The sequence below is a fragment of the Streptomyces caatingaensis genome, assembly GCF_001187435.1.
GTDB classification, from domain to species: domain Bacteria; phylum Actinomycetota; class Actinomycetes; order Streptomycetales; family Streptomycetaceae; genus Streptomyces; species Streptomyces caatingaensis.
In genome coordinates, this window is sequence record NZ_LFXA01000018.1 from 766,240 (window position 1) to 782,566 (window position 16,327).

Annotated in this window: 14 protein-coding genes and 2 tRNA genes; 8 read left to right on the plus strand and 8 right to left on the minus strand. The window is 71.6% G+C overall.

Going from position 1 to position 16,327, the window contains the following annotated elements; translation table 11 throughout:
* Positions 1 to 85: 85 nt before the first annotated feature.
* A complete protein-coding gene (pepN, locus tag AC230_RS30030; protein ID WP_049719461.1) occupies positions 86 to 2,680 on the minus strand; it encodes an aminopeptidase N in 2,595 nt (864 codons plus the stop codon).
* A gap of 113 nt (positions 2,681 to 2,793) precedes the next feature.
* Here pepN and AC230_RS30035 point away from each other — a divergent pair, with 113 nt between their 5' ends.
* Positions 2,794 to 3,450: a DsbA family oxidoreductase gene (locus AC230_RS30035; RefSeq protein WP_049719462.1), complete on the plus strand. Its 657-nt coding sequence runs from the start codon at positions 2,794 to 2,796 to the stop codon at positions 3,448 to 3,450.
* Positions 3,451 to 3,595: 145 nt separating this feature from the next.
* Entirely contained in the window at positions 3,596 to 4,222 is a 627-nt protein-coding gene (locus tag AC230_RS30040) for a hypothetical protein (protein WP_049719463.1), read from the plus strand.
* Positions 4,223 to 4,374: 152 nt separating this feature from the next.
* On the opposite strand, the gene AC230_RS30045 is transcribed toward AC230_RS30040, so the two are convergent.
* From AC230_RS30045 to AC230_RS30055, 3 genes are all read right to left on the minus strand, one after another.
* The gene (locus AC230_RS30045; protein WP_049719464.1) at positions 4,375 to 5,016 is read right to left on the minus strand and encodes a superoxide dismutase; all 642 of its coding nucleotides are present in this window, start codon (positions 5,014 to 5,016) and stop codon (positions 4,375 to 4,377) included.
* Between the two features lie 173 nt (positions 5,017 to 5,189).
* A complete protein-coding gene (locus AC230_RS30050; RefSeq protein WP_049719465.1) occupies positions 5,190 to 6,605 on the minus strand; it encodes an amino acid permease in 1,416 nt (471 codons plus the stop codon).
* A 174-nt stretch (positions 6,606 to 6,779) separates the two neighbouring features.
* Positions 6,780 to 8,186, minus strand: coding sequence for an amino acid permease (locus tag AC230_RS30055; protein ID WP_049719466.1), 1,407 nt, complete (start codon positions 8,184 to 8,186; stop codon positions 6,780 to 6,782).
* A 265-nt stretch (positions 8,187 to 8,451) separates the two neighbouring features.
* Here AC230_RS30055 and AC230_RS30060 point away from each other — a divergent pair, with 265 nt between their 5' ends.
* Positions 8,452 to 9,051: a biotin transporter BioY gene (locus tag AC230_RS30060; protein ID WP_049719467.1), complete on the plus strand. Its 600-nt coding sequence runs from the start codon at positions 8,452 to 8,454 to the stop codon at positions 9,049 to 9,051.
* A 67-nt stretch (positions 9,052 to 9,118) separates the two neighbouring features.
* On the opposite strand, the gene AC230_RS32835 is transcribed toward AC230_RS30060, so the two are convergent.
* Positions 9,119 to 9,277, minus strand: coding sequence for a hypothetical protein (locus AC230_RS32835; protein WP_157868691.1), 159 nt, complete (start codon positions 9,275 to 9,277; stop codon positions 9,119 to 9,121).
* A 460-nt stretch (positions 9,278 to 9,737) separates the two neighbouring features.
* Positions 9,738 to 11,183 carry an amino acid permease gene (locus AC230_RS30065; RefSeq protein ID WP_107082271.1) on the minus strand — a complete coding sequence of 482 codons (1,446 nt, stop codon included), beginning with the start codon at positions 11,181 to 11,183 and terminating at the stop codon, positions 9,738 to 9,740.
* 163 nt (positions 11,184 to 11,346) lie between these two features.
* Between AC230_RS30065 and AC230_RS30070 the strand changes: the two genes are divergently transcribed.
* The 3 genes from AC230_RS30070 (at position 11,347) to AC230_RS30080 (ending at position 14,177) form a co-directional block, all read left to right on the plus strand.
* Positions 11,347 to 11,835 (plus strand): ribose-5-phosphate isomerase, encoded by a 489-nt coding sequence (locus AC230_RS30070; RefSeq protein ID WP_049719468.1) that lies wholly within the window; start codon positions 11,347 to 11,349, stop codon positions 11,833 to 11,835.
* An 80-nt stretch (positions 11,836 to 11,915) separates the two neighbouring features.
* Positions 11,916 to 12,725, plus strand: coding sequence for an Fpg/Nei family DNA glycosylase (locus AC230_RS30075; protein ID WP_049719469.1), 810 nt, complete (start codon positions 11,916 to 11,918; stop codon positions 12,723 to 12,725).
* Between the two features lie 306 nt (positions 12,726 to 13,031).
* On the plus strand, positions 13,032 to 14,177 hold the full coding sequence (locus AC230_RS30080; protein WP_049719470.1) for a PP2C family protein-serine/threonine phosphatase: 1,146 nt from the start codon (positions 13,032 to 13,034) through the stop codon (positions 14,175 to 14,177).
* Between the two features lie 39 nt (positions 14,178 to 14,216).
* On the opposite strand, the gene AC230_RS30085 is transcribed toward AC230_RS30080, so the two are convergent.
* Positions 14,217 to 15,395, minus strand: coding sequence for an acyltransferase family protein (locus AC230_RS30085; protein WP_049719471.1), 1,179 nt, complete (start codon positions 15,393 to 15,395; stop codon positions 14,217 to 14,219).
* Positions 15,396 to 15,704: 309 nt separating this feature from the next.
* Here AC230_RS30085 and AC230_RS30090 point away from each other — a divergent pair, with 309 nt between their 5' ends.
* The gene (locus tag AC230_RS30090; RefSeq protein ID WP_049719472.1) at positions 15,705 to 15,899 is read left to right on the plus strand and encodes a hypothetical protein; all 195 of its coding nucleotides are present in this window, start codon (positions 15,705 to 15,707) and stop codon (positions 15,897 to 15,899) included.
* 80 nt (positions 15,900 to 15,979) lie between these two features.
* Here AC230_RS30090 and AC230_RS30095 read toward each other — a convergent pair.
* Positions 15,980 to 16,050 (minus strand) — tRNA-Gly (locus AC230_RS30095).
* Positions 16,051 to 16,236: 186 nt separating this feature from the next.
* Between AC230_RS30095 and AC230_RS30100 the strand changes: the two genes are divergently transcribed.
* A tRNA-Pro gene (locus tag AC230_RS30100) sits at positions 16,237 to 16,313 on the plus strand.
* Positions 16,314 to 16,327: the final 14 nt, after the last annotated feature.

Consider the following 16,327-nt stretch of genomic DNA (forward strand, 5'->3'; position numbering starts at 1 on the left):
GGCCATTCCCGCTCGGCGCCCGCTCCTTAACCGCTGTTACGTACCCGTGGTCGAGTGCTGACAACCCCGTGGAGTTGTCCGGGAGTTACGCGGCCGCGGCGTCGCACTCCTGTGCCCGCAGGGCGCGCGCGAGGTCGTCGCGCGCCTCCCGCACCAGGCGCCGCAGCGCCGGGGCCGCGTCGGGGTGCCCGGCGAGCCAGGCGTCGGTGAGGTCCAGCGTCCGCCGGTCGTCCTGGAGGACGGGGAAGAGCCCGCGCACGATCGCCATGGCGATCTCGATCGACCGCTCGCGCCAGACGCGTTCGATCGACGCGAAGTAGGGCTCCACGAACGGCTTCAGCAGCTCCCGCTGCCCGGGCTGGTCGAAGCCGGCGACGGTGGCCTCGGTGAGGGCGTTGGAGAGGACGTCGGAGTCCACGACCCGCTCCCACGCCTCGGCCTTGACCTTGGCGTCCGGGCGGGAGGCGAGGCAGCGCACCTGGTGGCGGCGGCCGGAGGCGGTGTCGTCGCGGGCGAGTTCGGCGTCGATGAGCGCCGCGTCGGCCGCGCCGCCCGCCGCGAGGGCGGCCAGCAGCGCCCAGCGCAGCTCCTGGTCGACCTCCAGCCCGTCGATCCGCGCCGTGCCGTCCAGCAGCCCGCGCAGCAGCTGGAAGTCGGCCTGGGTGGTGGCCACTTGGGCCAGGAAGCGGGCCCAGGCGAGCTGGTGGCCGCTGCCCGGCTCGGCCAGCCGCAGCTCGCTGAGCGCGGTGCGGGCGAGCCGCGCGGAGCCCTCGGCGCGCCAGGCGGGCGCCGCGTAGTGGACGAGGGCGCCGCGCGCGCAGCTGTGCAGCGTCTGCAGGACGCCGATGTCGCTCTCGGCCCCGGCGAAGCGTTCCACCAGCTCCAGGTAGTCGCGGGCGGGCATCAGCCCGTCGCGGGTGAGGTTCCACACGGCCGACCAGCACAGGGCCCGCGCGAGCGGGTCCGTGAGGTCGCCGAGGTGCGCGCGGAGCGTGGCCAGGGAGCCCTCGTCGAAGCGGACCTTGCAGTACGTCAGGTCGTCGTCGTTGACGAGGATGAGCTCCGGCCGTTCGGCACCGGCCAGTTCGGTCACGACCGTGCGCGGCCCGGTGACGTCCACCTCGGCGCGCGCGTAGCGCACCAGCTCGGTGCCCCGGCGGCGGTAGAGGCCGACGGCCACCCGGTGCGGGCGCAGTTCGGGGTGGCTCTCGGGCGCCTCCTGGAGGATCGCCAGCTCGGTGAGGCGGTCGGCCGCGTCGTAGGTCGGCTGCGGCGTCAGGGAGTTGACGCCGGCGGTCTGGAGCCAGGAGCGGGACCAGGCGGCCATGTCGCGGCCCGAGGTCTCCTCCAGGACGGAGAGCAGGTCGGCCAGGCGCGTGTTGCCGTAGGCATGGCGCTTGAAGTAGCGGCGCGCGCCCTCCAGGAAGGCGTCCCGCCCGGCGTAGGCGACGAGCTGCTTGAGGACGGAGGCGCCCTTGGCGTAGGTGATGCCGTCGAAGTTGAGCTTGGCGTCCTCCAGGTCGTGGATGTCCGCCGTGACCGGGTGGGTGGAGGGGAGCTGGTCGGCCCGGTAGGCCCACGCCTTGCGCTGGTTGGCGAAGGTGACCCAGGCGTTGGTGTAGCGGGTGGCCTCGACCTGCGAGAAGGAGCCCATGAAGTCGGCGAAGGACTCCTTGAGCCACAGGTCGTCCCACCACTCCATGGTCACCAGGTCGCCGAACCACATGTGCGCCATCTCGTGCAGGATCACGTTGGCCCGCCGCTCGTACGCCGAGCGCGTCACCTTGCCCCGGTAGACGAACTCCTCGCGGAACGTCACGCAGCCCGGGTTCTCCATCGCCCCGATGTTGTACTCCGGCACGAACGCCTGGTCGTACTTGCCGAAGGGGTACGGGAAGTCGAAGTGCTCGTGGAAGAAGTCCAGGCCCTGCTTGGTGACGGTGAGGATCTCGTCGGCGTCGAAGTGCCGGGCCAGGCCCTTGCGGCAGAGCGCGGCCAGCGGGATCTCCAGCGTGGTGCCGTCGGGCAGTTCACGGCTGTAGTGGTCGCGGACGACGTGGTACGGGCCGGCGACGACGGCCGTGACGTACGTGCCGATGGGCTTGGTCGGCACGAAGCGGCGCAGCGACGAGGCGTCGTCCACCGGCTCGTCCGGGCCGTCCTGCGCACCATTGCTGATCACGGTCCAGGCGGCGGGGGCGGTGACGGAGAAGGTGTAGGGGGCCTTGAGGTCCGGCTGCTCGAAGTTGGCGAACACCCGGCGGGCGTCGGCCGGTTCGTAGTGCGTGTAGAGGTAGACCTCGCCGTCCTCGGGGTCCACGAAGCGGTGCAGGCCCTCGCCCGTCCGGCTGTACGCGCACCGCGCGTCCACGACCAGTTCGTTCTCGGCGGCCAGGCCGTCCAGGGCGACGCGCGTCCCGTCGAAGACGGCCCCCGGGTCCAGGGCCCGGCCGTTGAGCGTGACGGCCGTCACCGAGGGGGCGACCAGGTCGGCGAAGCTCGACGCGCCGGGCTCGGCGCAGCGGAAGCGGATCGTGGTGACGGACCGGAAGGTGCGGGGGCCGGGCCCGTCGTCGGGGCCGACGGCGGACCGGACGTCCAGGTGCACCTCGTAGCCGTCCACGGTCAGCAGTGCGGCCCGCTGCCGGGCCTCCTCACGGGTCAGGTTCTCACCGGGCACGGCGGGGCTCCCTCGGGATGTCAAAAGTCGGTGACTCTCGGATCATCAGGAATCATGGCATGCGCGTCTTTGTTGAAAGTGCGAACACTTCACCCCCCTACCGGGAGAACCCCATGAGCACCACACGCAGGACCTCCGACGAGAAGACGACCGCCGACTTCTGGTTCGACCCGATCTGCCCCTGGGCGTGGATCACCTCGCGCTGGATGCTGGAGGTCCAGAAGGTGCGTCCGGTGGAGGTGCGCTGGCACGTCATGAGCCTCGCGGTGCTCAACGAGCCCCGCATGGACGAGCTCCCGGAGGAGTACCGCGAGAAGATCGCGAACGCGTGGGGTCCGGTCCGGGTGTGTGTCGCGGCCGCCGCCGAGCACGGCGAGGAGGTGCTCGGCCGGCTCTACACCGCGCTCGGCACCCGCTTCCACCACCAGGGCAGGCCGCGCGACCGCGCCACGATCGTCGAGGCGCTGGAGGAGGCCGGCCTGCCGGCGTCGCTGGCGGACGCGGCCGGCACCGACGCGTACGACGCGGAGGTGCGCGCCTCCCACAAGGGCGGCATCGACAAGGTCGGCGAGGAGGTCGGCACCCCGGTGATCGCCGTGCCCGGCGAGACCGGCGCCGAGGCCGAGGTCGCCTTCTTCGGGCCGGTGGTCACCCCCGCCCCCAAGGGCGAGGCGGCGGGCCGCCTCTGGGACGGGACGCTCCTGGTGGCCTCCACTCCGGGCTTCTTCGAGATCAAGCGCACGCGCACGCAGGACCCGGTCTTCGACTGAGCGGCCGCGCGGCGTCCCGGCGGGGCGCGGGGCCGTGCCGGCGCGCGGCTCCGCCGTGTGGGCGCGGCCGGGCGGGGACGGCCGCCGTCCCCCGGAAGGACCGCAGCCGACGCGGGTCGGCCGCGGTTCGCCTAGGGTCCGAACCATGGGCCAGACCGACCTCACCCGGCCCCTGGGCCGCGACGGCGGCTGGGCCGACGCCGAGCCGCCGTGCCGCAACGCCGCCTTCGCCGAGCTCCCCGTCCGCCCGTACGACTTCCTCACCCTCGCCCTGTGCCGCGTCCTGCCACCGCTGTGGTCCCTGTGCCGGCTGCGGCACGCGGCGGGCATGATGCGGCACTATCTGCGGGCCGACGGGACGCCCGTGCGGATCGACGCCGAGGAGCTGCTCGCGCTCCCGGCCGTCCGCGCCGCCGCCGACGAACAGCTCGCGCGCTGGCGGGCCGAGGCCCTGGACCGCTGGCGCGCGGGCCCGCGGGCACCCGCCGCCTACCCCGCCGACAGCGGCTGGCGCGACGTCGTCATCACCCGCCGGGTCAGCGCCGACTGGTGGCTGGCGCTGCGCTGCGCGGAGTTCCGGCTGACCGGCACCGTACGGGTGGACGGCGACGGCGCGACGGCCGTCGACTACCGCTTCGCCCTGCACAAGGGCTGGAACTTCGACCGGGGCGGATCCGAACTGGGCATCCCCTTCACCCCGTTCGCCCGGCTCCACGAGACGGGCCTGGCACGGGAGTTCACGGTGACGGGCGAGGCGTTCGGACACGCCTGAGCCGCCGTGCGCGCCGTCGTGGTGGGAGCATGGGGAGGGCCCCCGCGCGAGTCGACCGCGCGGGGGCCTCCGTGTGCCTGCCGCGTGACACGGGTGAGAAGACGATCACGAGCAGGCCGTTCACGGGCCGGGGGACGGGAGCCCCCGGGGCCTCAGGGGTTGAGCAGCAGCGCGTTGCCGCGCTCCTTGGCGGCGGCGTAACGCTTGGCCACGTCCTGCCAGTTGACGACCTGCCACATGGCCTCGATGAAGTCCACCTTCTGGTTCTTGTACTGCAGGTAGAAGGCGTGCTCCCAGGCGTCGAAGACCAGGATCGGGGTGGAGCCCTGGCCGACGTTGCCCTGGTGGTCGTAGACCTGCTCGACGATCAGCTTGCCGCTGATCGGCTCGTAGGCGAGGACGCCCCAGCCGGAACCCTGGGTGGTGGCCGCCGCCTTGGACAGCTGGGCCTTGAACTTGGCGAACGAGCCGAAGGACTCGGCGATCGCGTCCGCCAGCTCGCCCACGCCGTCCTTGTCGAGCGGCTCGCCGCCGCCGTCGCCGGTCATGTTCTGCCAGTAGATGCTGTGCAGGATGTGGCCGGAGAGGTGGAACGCGAGGTTCTTCTCGAGGCCGTTGATCGAGCCCCACTGCTCCTTGTCACGGGCCTCGGCGAGCTGCTCGAGCGTGTCGTTCGCGCCCTTGACGTACCCCGCGTGGTGCTTGTCGTGGTGCAGCTCGATGATCTTCGCGTCGATGACGGGCTGGAGCGCCGCGTAGTCGTACGGAAGTTCAGGGAGTGTGTAGATGGCCATGCCGAGCCCTCCGACTGCTTATTGCAATTAACTTGCAGGTAGACGCTATCAGCAACTGCCCGGGCTGTGCCGGGAGAGGGGCCACATGGGTCAACTCTCGTCCCAAAGACCGAGGCGGGGTCGGTCCTGGTGATCAGGACCGACCCCGCCTCGGAAGGGGATGTGGTGCCGCGTCAGCCCCGGGGGGCCGCCGCGACGCGCTGCCGCAGGTAGCCGACGAGCGCGAGGGCCGCGGTGAGCCCGGCCGTGGCGTACAGCTGCACGGCCGTGTCCTTCTCGCGCAGCATCAGACCCAGGACGCACAGGATGCCCAGCAGGGCGACGACCGTCAGGGCGGGGAACCACCACATCCGCACCACCAGCCGCTCAGGCTGCTCGCGCTCCAGGCGGTAACGCATCATCAGCTGGGTCACGGCGATAAAGGCCCACACCACCAGCACCGCCGCACCCGTCATGTACAGCAGCCACTTGAACACGGTGTCCGGCCACTTGTAGCTCAGCAGCACGGCGACGAAGCCGAACGCCGAGGAGGCCACGACGGTCCGGCGCGGCACCCCGTTGCTGACCTTGCCCAGGAAGCGGGGGCCCTCGCCGCGCTCGACGAGCGAGTGCGCCATGCGGGAGGCGCCGTAGATGTTGGCGTTCATGGCCGACAGCAGCGCGATCAGGACGATGACGTTCATGATCTGGCCGGCCGCGGGGATGTCGAGGTGCTTGAGGACGGCCACGTACGGGCCGGTGAGGATCGACGTGTCGGTCCACGGGATCAGGGTGACGACGACGAGCATCGAGCCGACGTAGAAGAGGGCGATGCGCCACATCGCCGTACGGACCGCACTGGCGACGCCCTTGACCGGGTGCTCGGACTCCGCCGCGGCGATCGTCACCGTCTCCAGGCCGCCGTACGCGAAGACCGAGGCGAGCAGTCCGGCGACGAGGCCGTCCGTGCCGTTGGGCAGGAAGCCGCCGTGGCCGGTGAGGTTGGAGGTGCCCGGGGCGGAGGTGCCCGGCAGCAGGCCGCAGATGGCGAGGACGCCCAGGATCAGGAAGACGCCGATCGCGGCGACCTTGAGGGTGGCGAACCAGAACTCGAACTCGCCGAAGTTGCCGACCGCCGCCAGGTTCATGCCGCAGAACAGCACCATGAAGCACAGCACCCACATCCACGAGGACGTGGCCGGGAACCACTGGACCATGATGGCCGCCGCGCCGAGCGCCTCGACGGCGATGGCCACGCACAGCTCGATCCAGAAGACCCAGCCCGCGGTGAAGCCCGCCCACGGGCCTATCGCGCGTTCGGCGTGGACCGAGAAACTGCCCGACGCCGGGTTGGCCGCGGCCATCTCGCCCAGCATGCGCATCACGAGCATCACCAGGAGCCCGGACACCGCATAGGCCAGCACGATCCCCGGGCCGGCGGCGGCGATGCCCGCCCCCGACCCCACGAAGAGTCCGGCGCCGATGACCCCGCCCAGGGCGATCATCGACAGATGGCGCTGCTTGAGGCCGTGCGACAGGGAGGTGCCGGAATCCGGCGGTGCGTCGGTGACCGCGCGCTCGGGCGCGGCGGTCGCATCTGTCCGAGTCATGGTCGTGTCTGTCCCCGTGAGTGAAGAGAGTGGTGATGGATCGAGCCAACCGCGAAAAGTTGCCTCAGTGTGGGGGTGATGTTCGCTCAGGACAACACTTGTCACACAGATGTCCGGTATTCAGACGCGGTGATGACTCTCCGTGTCCGACATAGCGCCAGATTCCCGGACGCTCTAGCGGTGCGGGCCCTCGGTGCGGCGCAGCCGGAGTTCCCGCAGGCCCGCCACCGCGAGCACCGCGCCCGTCGCCACCGCCGACCACAGCAGCTGTGGACGGGCCCCCTCGTCGCTGACCATCAGGACCAGGACACCCGCCATGCCGGCCAGCGCCGCCCAGGTCAGATAGGGGAAGCACCACATGCGCAGGGTCAGCCGCTCCGGCATCTCCCGCTCGATCCGGCGCCGCAGCCGCAGCTGGGAGGCGGCCACCAGGCCCCAGACGAAGAGCAGGACCGCGCCCACCGAGTTGAGCAGATAGCGGAAGATCGAATCCGGCCAGTAGAGGTTGAGGACCACCGACGCGAAGCCGAACGCCACCGACGCCAGCACCGCCCGCACCGGCACGCCGCCGCCCGAGACCTTGAGCAGCGCCCGCGGCGCCTCCCCCCGCTCGGCCAGCGAGAAGACCATGCGCGACGAGCCGTAGAGGTTGGCGTTGAGCGCCGACAGCAGCGCCACGAAGATCACGATCTGCATGATCTGCCCGGCCGACGGCACCCCGAGGTGGTCGAGGACCGCCACATAGGGGCTCTGCCCCGGCGTGATGGACGACCAGGGCAGCAGGGTCACGATGACCAGCATCGAGCCCACGTAGAAGAAGAGGATGCGCCACACGGCGCTGCGCACCGCCCGGCCCACCGCGCGCTCGGGGTCCTCCGACTCGGCGGCGGCGATGGTGACGACCTCCAGACCGCCGAAGGCGAAGGCGACGACGAGGACGCCGGAGATCACCCCGTGCCAGCCGTTGGGCAGGAAGCCGCCCTGTCCGGTCAGGTTGCTCATCCCCACGGCCTCGGTGTCGGGCAGCAGCCCGAAGATCGCCAGCAGGCTCAGGCCGAGGAAGAGGAGAATGGCGCCGATCTTGAGCGCGGCGAACCAGAACTCGAACTCGCCGAAGTTCTTCACGGCGGTGAGGTTCGCGGTGGTGAACACCACCATGAACACCAGGACCCAGGCCCACTGCGGCACGGCCGGCAGCCAGCCGTGGGCGATCTGCGCGGCGGCCGTGGCCTCCACGGCCAGCACGATCACCAGCAGGAACCAGTAGAGCCAGCCGACCGTGAACCCGGCCCAGCGGCCCAGCGCGCGCTCCGCGTGCACCGAGAACGAGCCGGAGGCGGGCATCGCCGACGAGAGCTCGCCGAGCATCCGCATCACCAGCATGGCGAGGGCGCCCGCTATCAGGTACGAGACGATGATCCCCGGACCCGCGACGGAGATCCCGGCGCCCGAGCCCACGAAGAGCCCCGCGCCGATCACCCCGCCCAGGCCCAGCATCGTCAGATGCCGCTGCTTGAGCCCCGCGGACAGCGGCTCTTTCCCGCCGTCGAGGGACTCGGCGGCGGCGGGTGCGTCGTGCATGGGCTCGTAACTCTCGGTTCGGTGCGGTGCGGGCCGTGCGCCGCGCGGGCGCGGGCCTGCCCTCCATTCTCCCGACCGGGTCGCCTGAACCAAGCCGCGCGGACGATCCCGTGACGAGCATCACTTACCGGTGAAACCCGCCAAACCGCCCCCGGTCGGCTTTGTGACGCGCGTCCATGCCGATTCCGGCGGGCTGGGCTAACGTCGCGGTGTTCTTACGCGTAGCCGATTTCTGTTCCTGTCCCCATCCCTTCAGGGAGTGCCGATGGCCACCGCCGCAGTAGCCGCCCCCCGGACCGGTACGGTCCTCGCCGATCTCCTGCCCGTCCCGTCCGCGTCCGCCCGGGTGCGGGACGCGGCCCTCGTCGTCGGCGGCGCGGTGCTCACCGGCGTCGCCGCGCAGCTGACCGTCCCGGTGCCGGGCTCGCCGGTGCCGGTCAGCGGTCAGACCTTCGCGGCCCTCCTCGTGGGCACGGCGCTCGGCGCCCGCCGGGGCTTCCTCTCCCTCGCGCTCTACGCCGCCGCGGGTGTCGCGGGCATGCCGTGGTTCGCGGAGGCGAAGTCCGGGGCGGCGTTCCCCTCCTTCGGCTACGTCCTCGGCATGCTGCTGGCCGCCACGGTCGTCGGTGCCCTCGCCCGCCGCGGCGGCGACCGCTCCGTGCTCCGCACCGCCGGGACGATGGCGCTGGGCTCCGCGGTCGTCTACGCGGTCGGGGTGCCGTATCTGGCGCTGGCCCTGCACATGCCGCTCTCGCAGGCGGTGGCGGTCGGTCTGACGCCGTTCCTGATCGGGGACGTGCTGAAGGCGGCCCTCGCCATGGGTGCCCTCCCGGCGGCGAGGAAGTGGCTGGAGCGGCGCGGCTGAGCCCGCCCGTCCCGCACGCACCGTGGGCCCGCGCTCCTGCCGAGCGCGGGCCCACGGCTGTCCGGCGCTAGCGTTCGTAACGCGGCAGGTCCTTGGTGGGCATGTCCCCGCCGAGGTGGTCGGGGAGGGGGACCGGCTCGCCGTACTCGCCCTGGGTGATCGGGCCCAGTCGCTGCCGCAGCCCGCGCACGGTGAGGGCGTGCCGCCGTCGTGGTGCGGGGGACATCAAGAGAGTTCCTCGGATGATCTCGACCCGGAGGTCGCTCAGCTTCTCGATCTGATCGGCGATCTCACGAGGACCGCCCTGGAGCCGCGGCATGAGCGACGCAGCTCGCCCGGCTCCGCCTGCTCCTCCGGCTCGGCCTGCGGCTCAGGACCGTAGGGCCGGTACGCGTCCGGAGAGGTGTACTCGTAGTGAACGGGCTGCGCGGACATGCTCACTCCTTCCCTGGTACTGCCCAGTCCGCCCCGTGCCGGAGTGCGGTGCCCCGACGCCGTGCGGCCGACCGCAGGGGCGAACGTGATCTCGATGCCGCGCGCGACCGGCTTTGGCGCCGAGCTGCCCGTCCCGGTGCAGCCGTGCCCGTCGCGCGATGCTTCCCGCCCTCCTGACGACCGGAAACGCACGACCGCCCGGTCCGGACCCGAACAGGGGCGCGGACCGGGCGGTCGTACGGAGCCTCCGGCTACTTCGCCGCCGCGCCCCGCCGCCTGCGGTCGAGGACCAGCCCGATCGCCAGCACGAACACGGCGACCAGCACCGACAGCAGCACCTGCTCCCGGTTGTCACCCCCGTCGTACACCATGTAGCCGAGCACGAAGAGAATCATCCCGATCGTGGCCCACGTCAGATACGGGAACAGCCACATCCGCACGACGAGCTTCTCCGGCGCCTCCCGCAGCGTGATGCCCCGCATCCGCAGCTGCGTGAAGCAGATCACCAGCCACACGAACAGGGCCACGGCACCCGAGGAGTTGAGGAGGAACTTGAAGACCGTGTCCGGCCACACGTAGTTGAAGAAGACCGAAAGGAAGCCGAAGACGACCGAGCCGAGGATCGCCGCCTGCGGCACGCCCCGCTTGTTGACGCGGGCGAAGGACGCCGGCGCGTCACCACGCTGCCCGAGCGAGAAGGCCATGCGGGAGGCCGTGTACAGGCCGGAGTTGAGGCAGGAGAGGACGGCGGTCAGGACGATGACGTTCATGACCTGCCCGGCGTGCGGGATGCCGATCGAGTTCAGCGCCGCGACGTAACTGCCGTCCTTGACGATCGACTTGGAGTCCCACGGCAGCAGCGTGACGACGACGAAGATCGAGCCGAGGTAGAAGACCGCGATGCGCCAGATCACGCTGTTGGTCGCCTGCCGCACCGCCCGCTGCGGGTTCTCCGACTCGCCCGCGGCCAGGGTGACGATCTCGCTGCCCATGAAGGAGAAGACGACCATCAGCACGCCGGTGAGGATCGCCCCGGCGCCGTTGGGCAGGAAGCCGCCGTGGTCGGTGAGGTGGGCCAGCCCGGCGCCCTCGTTGTCCGAGCCGGGCAGGACGCCGAAGACCGCGAGCCCGCCGAGGACCACGAACGCCCCGATGGCGACGACCTTGATGCCCGCGAACCAGAACTCGAACTCGCCGTAGGAGCTCACCGACGCCAGATTGGTCGCGGTGAGCACCACCATGACGAGCAGTGCCCAGGCCCACTTGGGGACCGCCGGGACCCAGCCGTTGAGGATGCCGGCGCCCGCCGTCGCCTCGACGGCCAGCACGACGACCCAGAAGAACCAGTAGAGCCAGCCGATCGTGAAGCCGGCCCAGCGGCCCAGGCCCCGGTCCGCGTAGGCGGAGAAGGAGCCCGAGGTCGGGTTGGCGGCGGCCATCTCGCCGAGCATCCGCATCACGAGGACGACCAGCGCGCCCACCAGGGCGTAGGAGACGAGGATGCCGGGACCCGCCGCGGCGATGCCGGAACCCGAACCCACGAAGAGGCCGGCGCCGATCACGCCACCGATGGCGATCATGGAGAGGTGGCGGTTCTTGAGCCCGGCCTTGAGGCCGTCACCACCCGTGGCCACGGCGTCGGCTGCGGGATCACCGGACGTCGACGCCTTTGTCACGGTCGGCGGTATCGCGCTCATGGACAGTTCCTTTGTTTCTCGGGGCACTCGGGTCACGAGTCCCCGCATTAGAACTTCATCAAGGCTTATTTCGGAAGACCCGAATCCATATCGTTGCCTTTACGGAGGGTGACCCCGTCGCCCGGTGCTGTGAGCGGCCCCGGGGCATGCCACACTCGGACGCATGCGCGTGTACCTCGGCTCCGACCATGCCGGTTACGAACTCAAGTCCCACCTCGTCGAGTGGCTCAAGGCCCACGGGCACGAGCCCGTCGACTGCGGTCCCCACATCTACGACGCCCAGGACGACTACCCGCCGTTCTGCCTGCGCGCCGCCGAGCGGACGGCCGCGGACGAGGGCAGCCTCGGCATCGTCATCGGCGGCTCCGGCAACGGCGAGCAGATCGCCGCGAACAAGGTCAAGGGCGTCCGCGCCGCGCTCGCCTGGAGCGAGCAGACCGCCGCGCTGGGCCGGGAGCACAACGACGCCAACGTGATCGCCGTCGGCGCCCGGATGCACTCGCAGGAGGAGGCGACCAAGTTCGTCGAGGTCTTCCTCGGTACGCCGTACTCCGGTGAGGAGCGTCACACCCGCCGCATCGAGATGCTCGGCCGCTACGAGACCACCGGCGAGCTCCCCGCGATCCCGGCGCACCACCCGCAGCAGGACTGATCCCTCCCGACGCCCGGGCCCGCCGCACGACGCGGCGGGCCCCCGTCGTTCCGGCCCGCCTCCCCGCTTAAGGACCTCCGATGCCCGAAGGGCACACGATCCACCGCCTGGCCGCCGACCACCACGCGCTCTTCGCGGACCGCCCCGTCCGGGCGACGAGCCCGCAGGGCAAGTTCTCCGACGGCGCGGCCCTGGTCGACGGCCGGCCGCTCGCCGCGGCCGAGGCCCACGGCAAGCACCTCTTCCTCGGCTTCGACGCCGTCGGCTGGATCCACGTCCACCTCGGGCTCTTCGGCAAGTACCGCCTCGGCACCGCCCCCGCGCCCCCGGCGACCGACACCGTCCGGCTGCGCCTGGCCACCGCCGACGCCTACGCCGACCTGCGCGGGCCCACCGCGTGCGCGCTGCTGACCGACGGCGAGAAGCAGGCGATACACGACCGGCTCGGCCCCGATCCGCTGCGCGCGGACGAGGACCCCGAGCCCGCGTGGCGGCGCGTCTCCCGCAGCCGCACCAGCGTCGCCGCCCTCCTGATGGACCAGAAGGTGATCTCCGGCGTCGGGAACGTCTACCGGGCCGAGGTCCTCTTCCGGCACGGAATCGACCCGTATCGCCTGGGCCGTGACCTCACCCGGTCCGAATGGGACGCGATCTGGGCGGACTTGGTCGCGTTGATGCGCGAGGGCGTCCGCACCAACCGCATCGACACCGTCCGCCCCGAGCACACCCCCGAGGCCATGAACCGCCCGCCGCGCGTGGACGACCACGGCGGCGAGGTCTACGTCTACCGCCGCGCCGGCCTGCCCTGCCACCTGTGCGGCAGCGAGATCCGCACCGCCGGCCTCGCCGCCCGCAACCTCTTCTGGTGCCCGGGGTGCCAGCGCCGCTGACCGGCCGGCCGCCGGGGGCGCCACCGGCCCGCGCGCACAGGGCAGTTGGCGCGCCGCCCGCACCCCACGCGCGGCGCCGGGCTCCTATGCGTGGCAGGCGGCCCGCGCCGTCCCTTTCGTCCCCGCGATGGCCGAACGACGGCGCGGCCTGGCCGATTCCGCCGCGGTACAGGCATGCGGACCCGCGTATAACCGATCAGGCGGACGCCTTTCGCATAGGGTTGCTCCCCAGGTGCCCTGCGGGCAGCCGTGTCGGCGCGGCGTGAATCGACGCGCCGCCGAATGGGTGGATAAGGTCCCGAAGCAATGACTGGCGGTGCGGAGACCCCGACGGCCCGGATGCGCAAAGCACTGCACCGGGTCCGCACGAGCGTGCGCAAGGCGGGGGTCGACTACTTCCGCGGCGACGGCTCCGACTGGCTCGCCCTGACCGCCCTGTTGCTCTCCGTCCCCGCCCTCGCCATTGGCACCATCGCCCAGCCCGAGTGGTGCGCCCCCGCCAGCCTCGTCCTGCCGATCGTCGCCGGCGGACTGCTCCTGCGCCCCGCCAGTCTCCTCGGCCTCTACGCCGCCTCGGCCACCGCCCTCATCGTCGAGTCCGCCGTCCTCGACCCCTACGCCTACGGGGCCGACCGCGTCACCCCCGGCACCATCCTCGTCGTCGCCGCCGTCGGCTTCCTCGGGCTGCTCATCGCCCAGTTCCGCAGCCGCGTCGGCGTGCCCTGGCGGCGCGGCGGGACGATGCTGTTCGACCTGCGCGAACGCATCCGCGTCCAGAGCAAGCTGCCCAAACTCCCGCGCGGCTGGCACCGCGAGATGGCCCTGCGCCCGGCCGGCGGCCAGTCCTTCTCCGGCGACTTCGTCGTCGCCGCCCGCACCAACGGCGGCCGCACCCTGGAGGTCGTCCTCACCGACGTCTCCGGCAAGGGCATGGACGCCGCCTCCCGCGCCCTGCTGCTCTCCGGCGCCTTCGGCGGGCTGCTGGGCTCGCTGCCGCCGCACTCCTTCCTCCCCGCCGCCAACGGCTACCTCCTGCGCCAGGACTGGGACGAGGGCTTCGCCACCTCCGTCCACCTCGTCCTCGACCTCGACAGCGGCGACTACGAACTCTTCTCCGCCGGCCACGTCCCCGGACTCCACCTCAGCGCGGGCACCGGACGCTGGGAGGAGAAGGCCGCCGAAGGACCCCTCCTCGGCGTCTACGACGGCGCCGAATTCCACTCCGTGAAGGGCCGGCTGCGCCCCGGCGACGTCCTGATGCTCTTCACCGACGGCCTCGTGGAAACGGCCGAACGGGAACTCACCGAGGGCATGGACCGGCTCACCGGCGCCGCCGACCGCTACGTCACCACCGGATTCGCGGGCGCCGCCTGGCATTTGATCGAAGCGGTCGCCAAGGACGTCAACGACGACCGGGCCCTGCTGCTCATCTGCCGCGACCGGCGCGACTGAACGCGGCGCCTTCCCTCCCCGGCGTCCCCTCTCGCGCGCTCAGGCGTCCGGACGCGCGGATCCCGCCGCCTCCGCCGCCCCGGGCGAGCGGCCTTCCGGCGCGGATCCCGCCCTGCCCGCGGCGACCGCCGCCCGCCCGGCCGGCGCCGGGTCGCGGAAGGCCCAGTCCATCCGCGGCTCGACGACGGGGCGGAACACCCGCCGTACCGGGGCGGAGCACAGCACGGTGACCAGGGCGACGGCGAGCACCGAGACCAGGACCTCGCCCAGCGGGCCCCGGATCCAGGAGTACAGGTCGTACCACTCGCGCCAGCGCGAGATCTTGATCACGAAGCCGTGCAGCAGGAAGCCGTACATGGTGCCCGTGCCCAGGGCCGTGAACCAGGTGCGCCGGCGCGGCACCCAGGCGAGGAACCCCACCGTCAGCGCGGCCGCGCACAGGGAGAGCGCCAGGACCATCACCGGCGCCGTCCACAGCGGCTCGCGCAGGCTCTGGACGCTGGAGTTCCGGTAGAACCAGCCGCTGTCCAGCCGCGGTGCCAGGACGTACGCGGTGACCACCGCGCAGGCGAACAGCGGCACCGCGGCGATCCGCACCCACCGGCGCCGCAGCAGCACGAAGTGGCGATGTTCCAGCCGCAGTCCGATCACGAAGAACGGCAGCAGCTGCATGACCCGCATCAGGTCGAACTCGCTCCCGACCTCGCGCGTCGCGGCCGCCATCACCGCGATCGCGAAGGCGACGGGGACGGGCCACCGGATCGTCCGCCAGACCGGCGTGGTCAGCCGCCAGACGAACAGCGCGGCCAGGAACCAGTTGAGGTACCACGGTTCCAGCAGCGTGAACGGGTCCGGCTCCGCGTCCTTCTCGAAGAGGTGCTGGAACTCGATATAGGCGATCTGGAACAGCAGATACGGCACCAGCACGCTCGTGATCAGCCGCTTGAGCTTCGGCGGGCTCAGGTCGAAGCCCCGCGAGAAATAGCCGGATATCAGCACGAACGCCGGCATGTGGAACGTGTAGACCGTCAGGTAGAGCGCCGTCGCGGCCCGGCCGGTGTGGGTCAGCGGCTCCCACGCGTGGCCGAGCACCACCAGCACGATGGCGAGGTACTTCGCGTTGTCGAAGAACGGGTCGCGCGCCTTGGCGCCGGCCGGCCCCGGTTGCGGGGGGACCGTGGCCACGGAGCGAGCCGGGGACGGGGCTGTGGGGGGCATTGGAGGCACCTTAGCCGCGCGAGGTAAAGCGGTGGCAAGGGCTCCGGTTCGCCCGTGCCCCGGAGCGGGCCCCGCGGCGGTCTCGGCGGCGGTTCCCGCAGCGGCCCCTGCGGCAGTCCTCGCGGCGGTCCCCGTGGCGGTCTCCGGGGCGGCCGGAAACCGACCCCCCGAAGGACCGGACCATGCTCCGATACATCGTCATGACCCCTGCAACGAGGCCCAGTTGATGGCACGATGGTGCGGTGGGGGTCTGCGGGACGGCGCCTCCGGGGCCGGGCCAGGTGTCTTCGACCGAGGGTGTGATCAGTTGTGGCCATATCGGTGTCAGCGGTGGTGCTCTTGGCGATCATCCTGGTGGTGATGATCCGGGGCGGGAAGATGAAGACGGGGCCGGCGATCGTCGCGGCGCTCTTCGGGTTCTTCCTGGCCTCGTCGGGGATGGCGCCGTCGATCCACCGCTTCCTCAACTCGATCGCCCAGACGATCAACGGCATCAAACTGTGAGCCGCCGCCGGGCCGTTCGGGAACCGTGAGCCGCCCCGGACGGCGGAACGCCCCCGGCCGGAGCCGGGGGCGTTCGGAAGAGCGGGCGACGGGAATCGAACCCGCGTAGCCAGTTTGGAAGACTGGGGCTCTACCATTGAGCTACGCCCGCGCGCGCCGTCGGCGCCCCTCGGGGCGCGGCACTGACGTGCATCGTAGCGGGTCGGCCCCCCTCGCCGCACACCCCGGTCCCCCTCGCGTTCCACGAGGCCGTCCGCAAGGTCGTCCGCGAGGTCATCCGCAGGTCAAACATCGGGCCGCCACCCCCGGCGGGCATGTACCCTACGACTCGCACCGACGGGGTGTGGCGCAGCTTGGTAGCGCGTCCGCTTTGGGAGCGGAAGGTCGTCGGTTCGAATCCGGCCACCCCGACCATCAAGATCACCTTG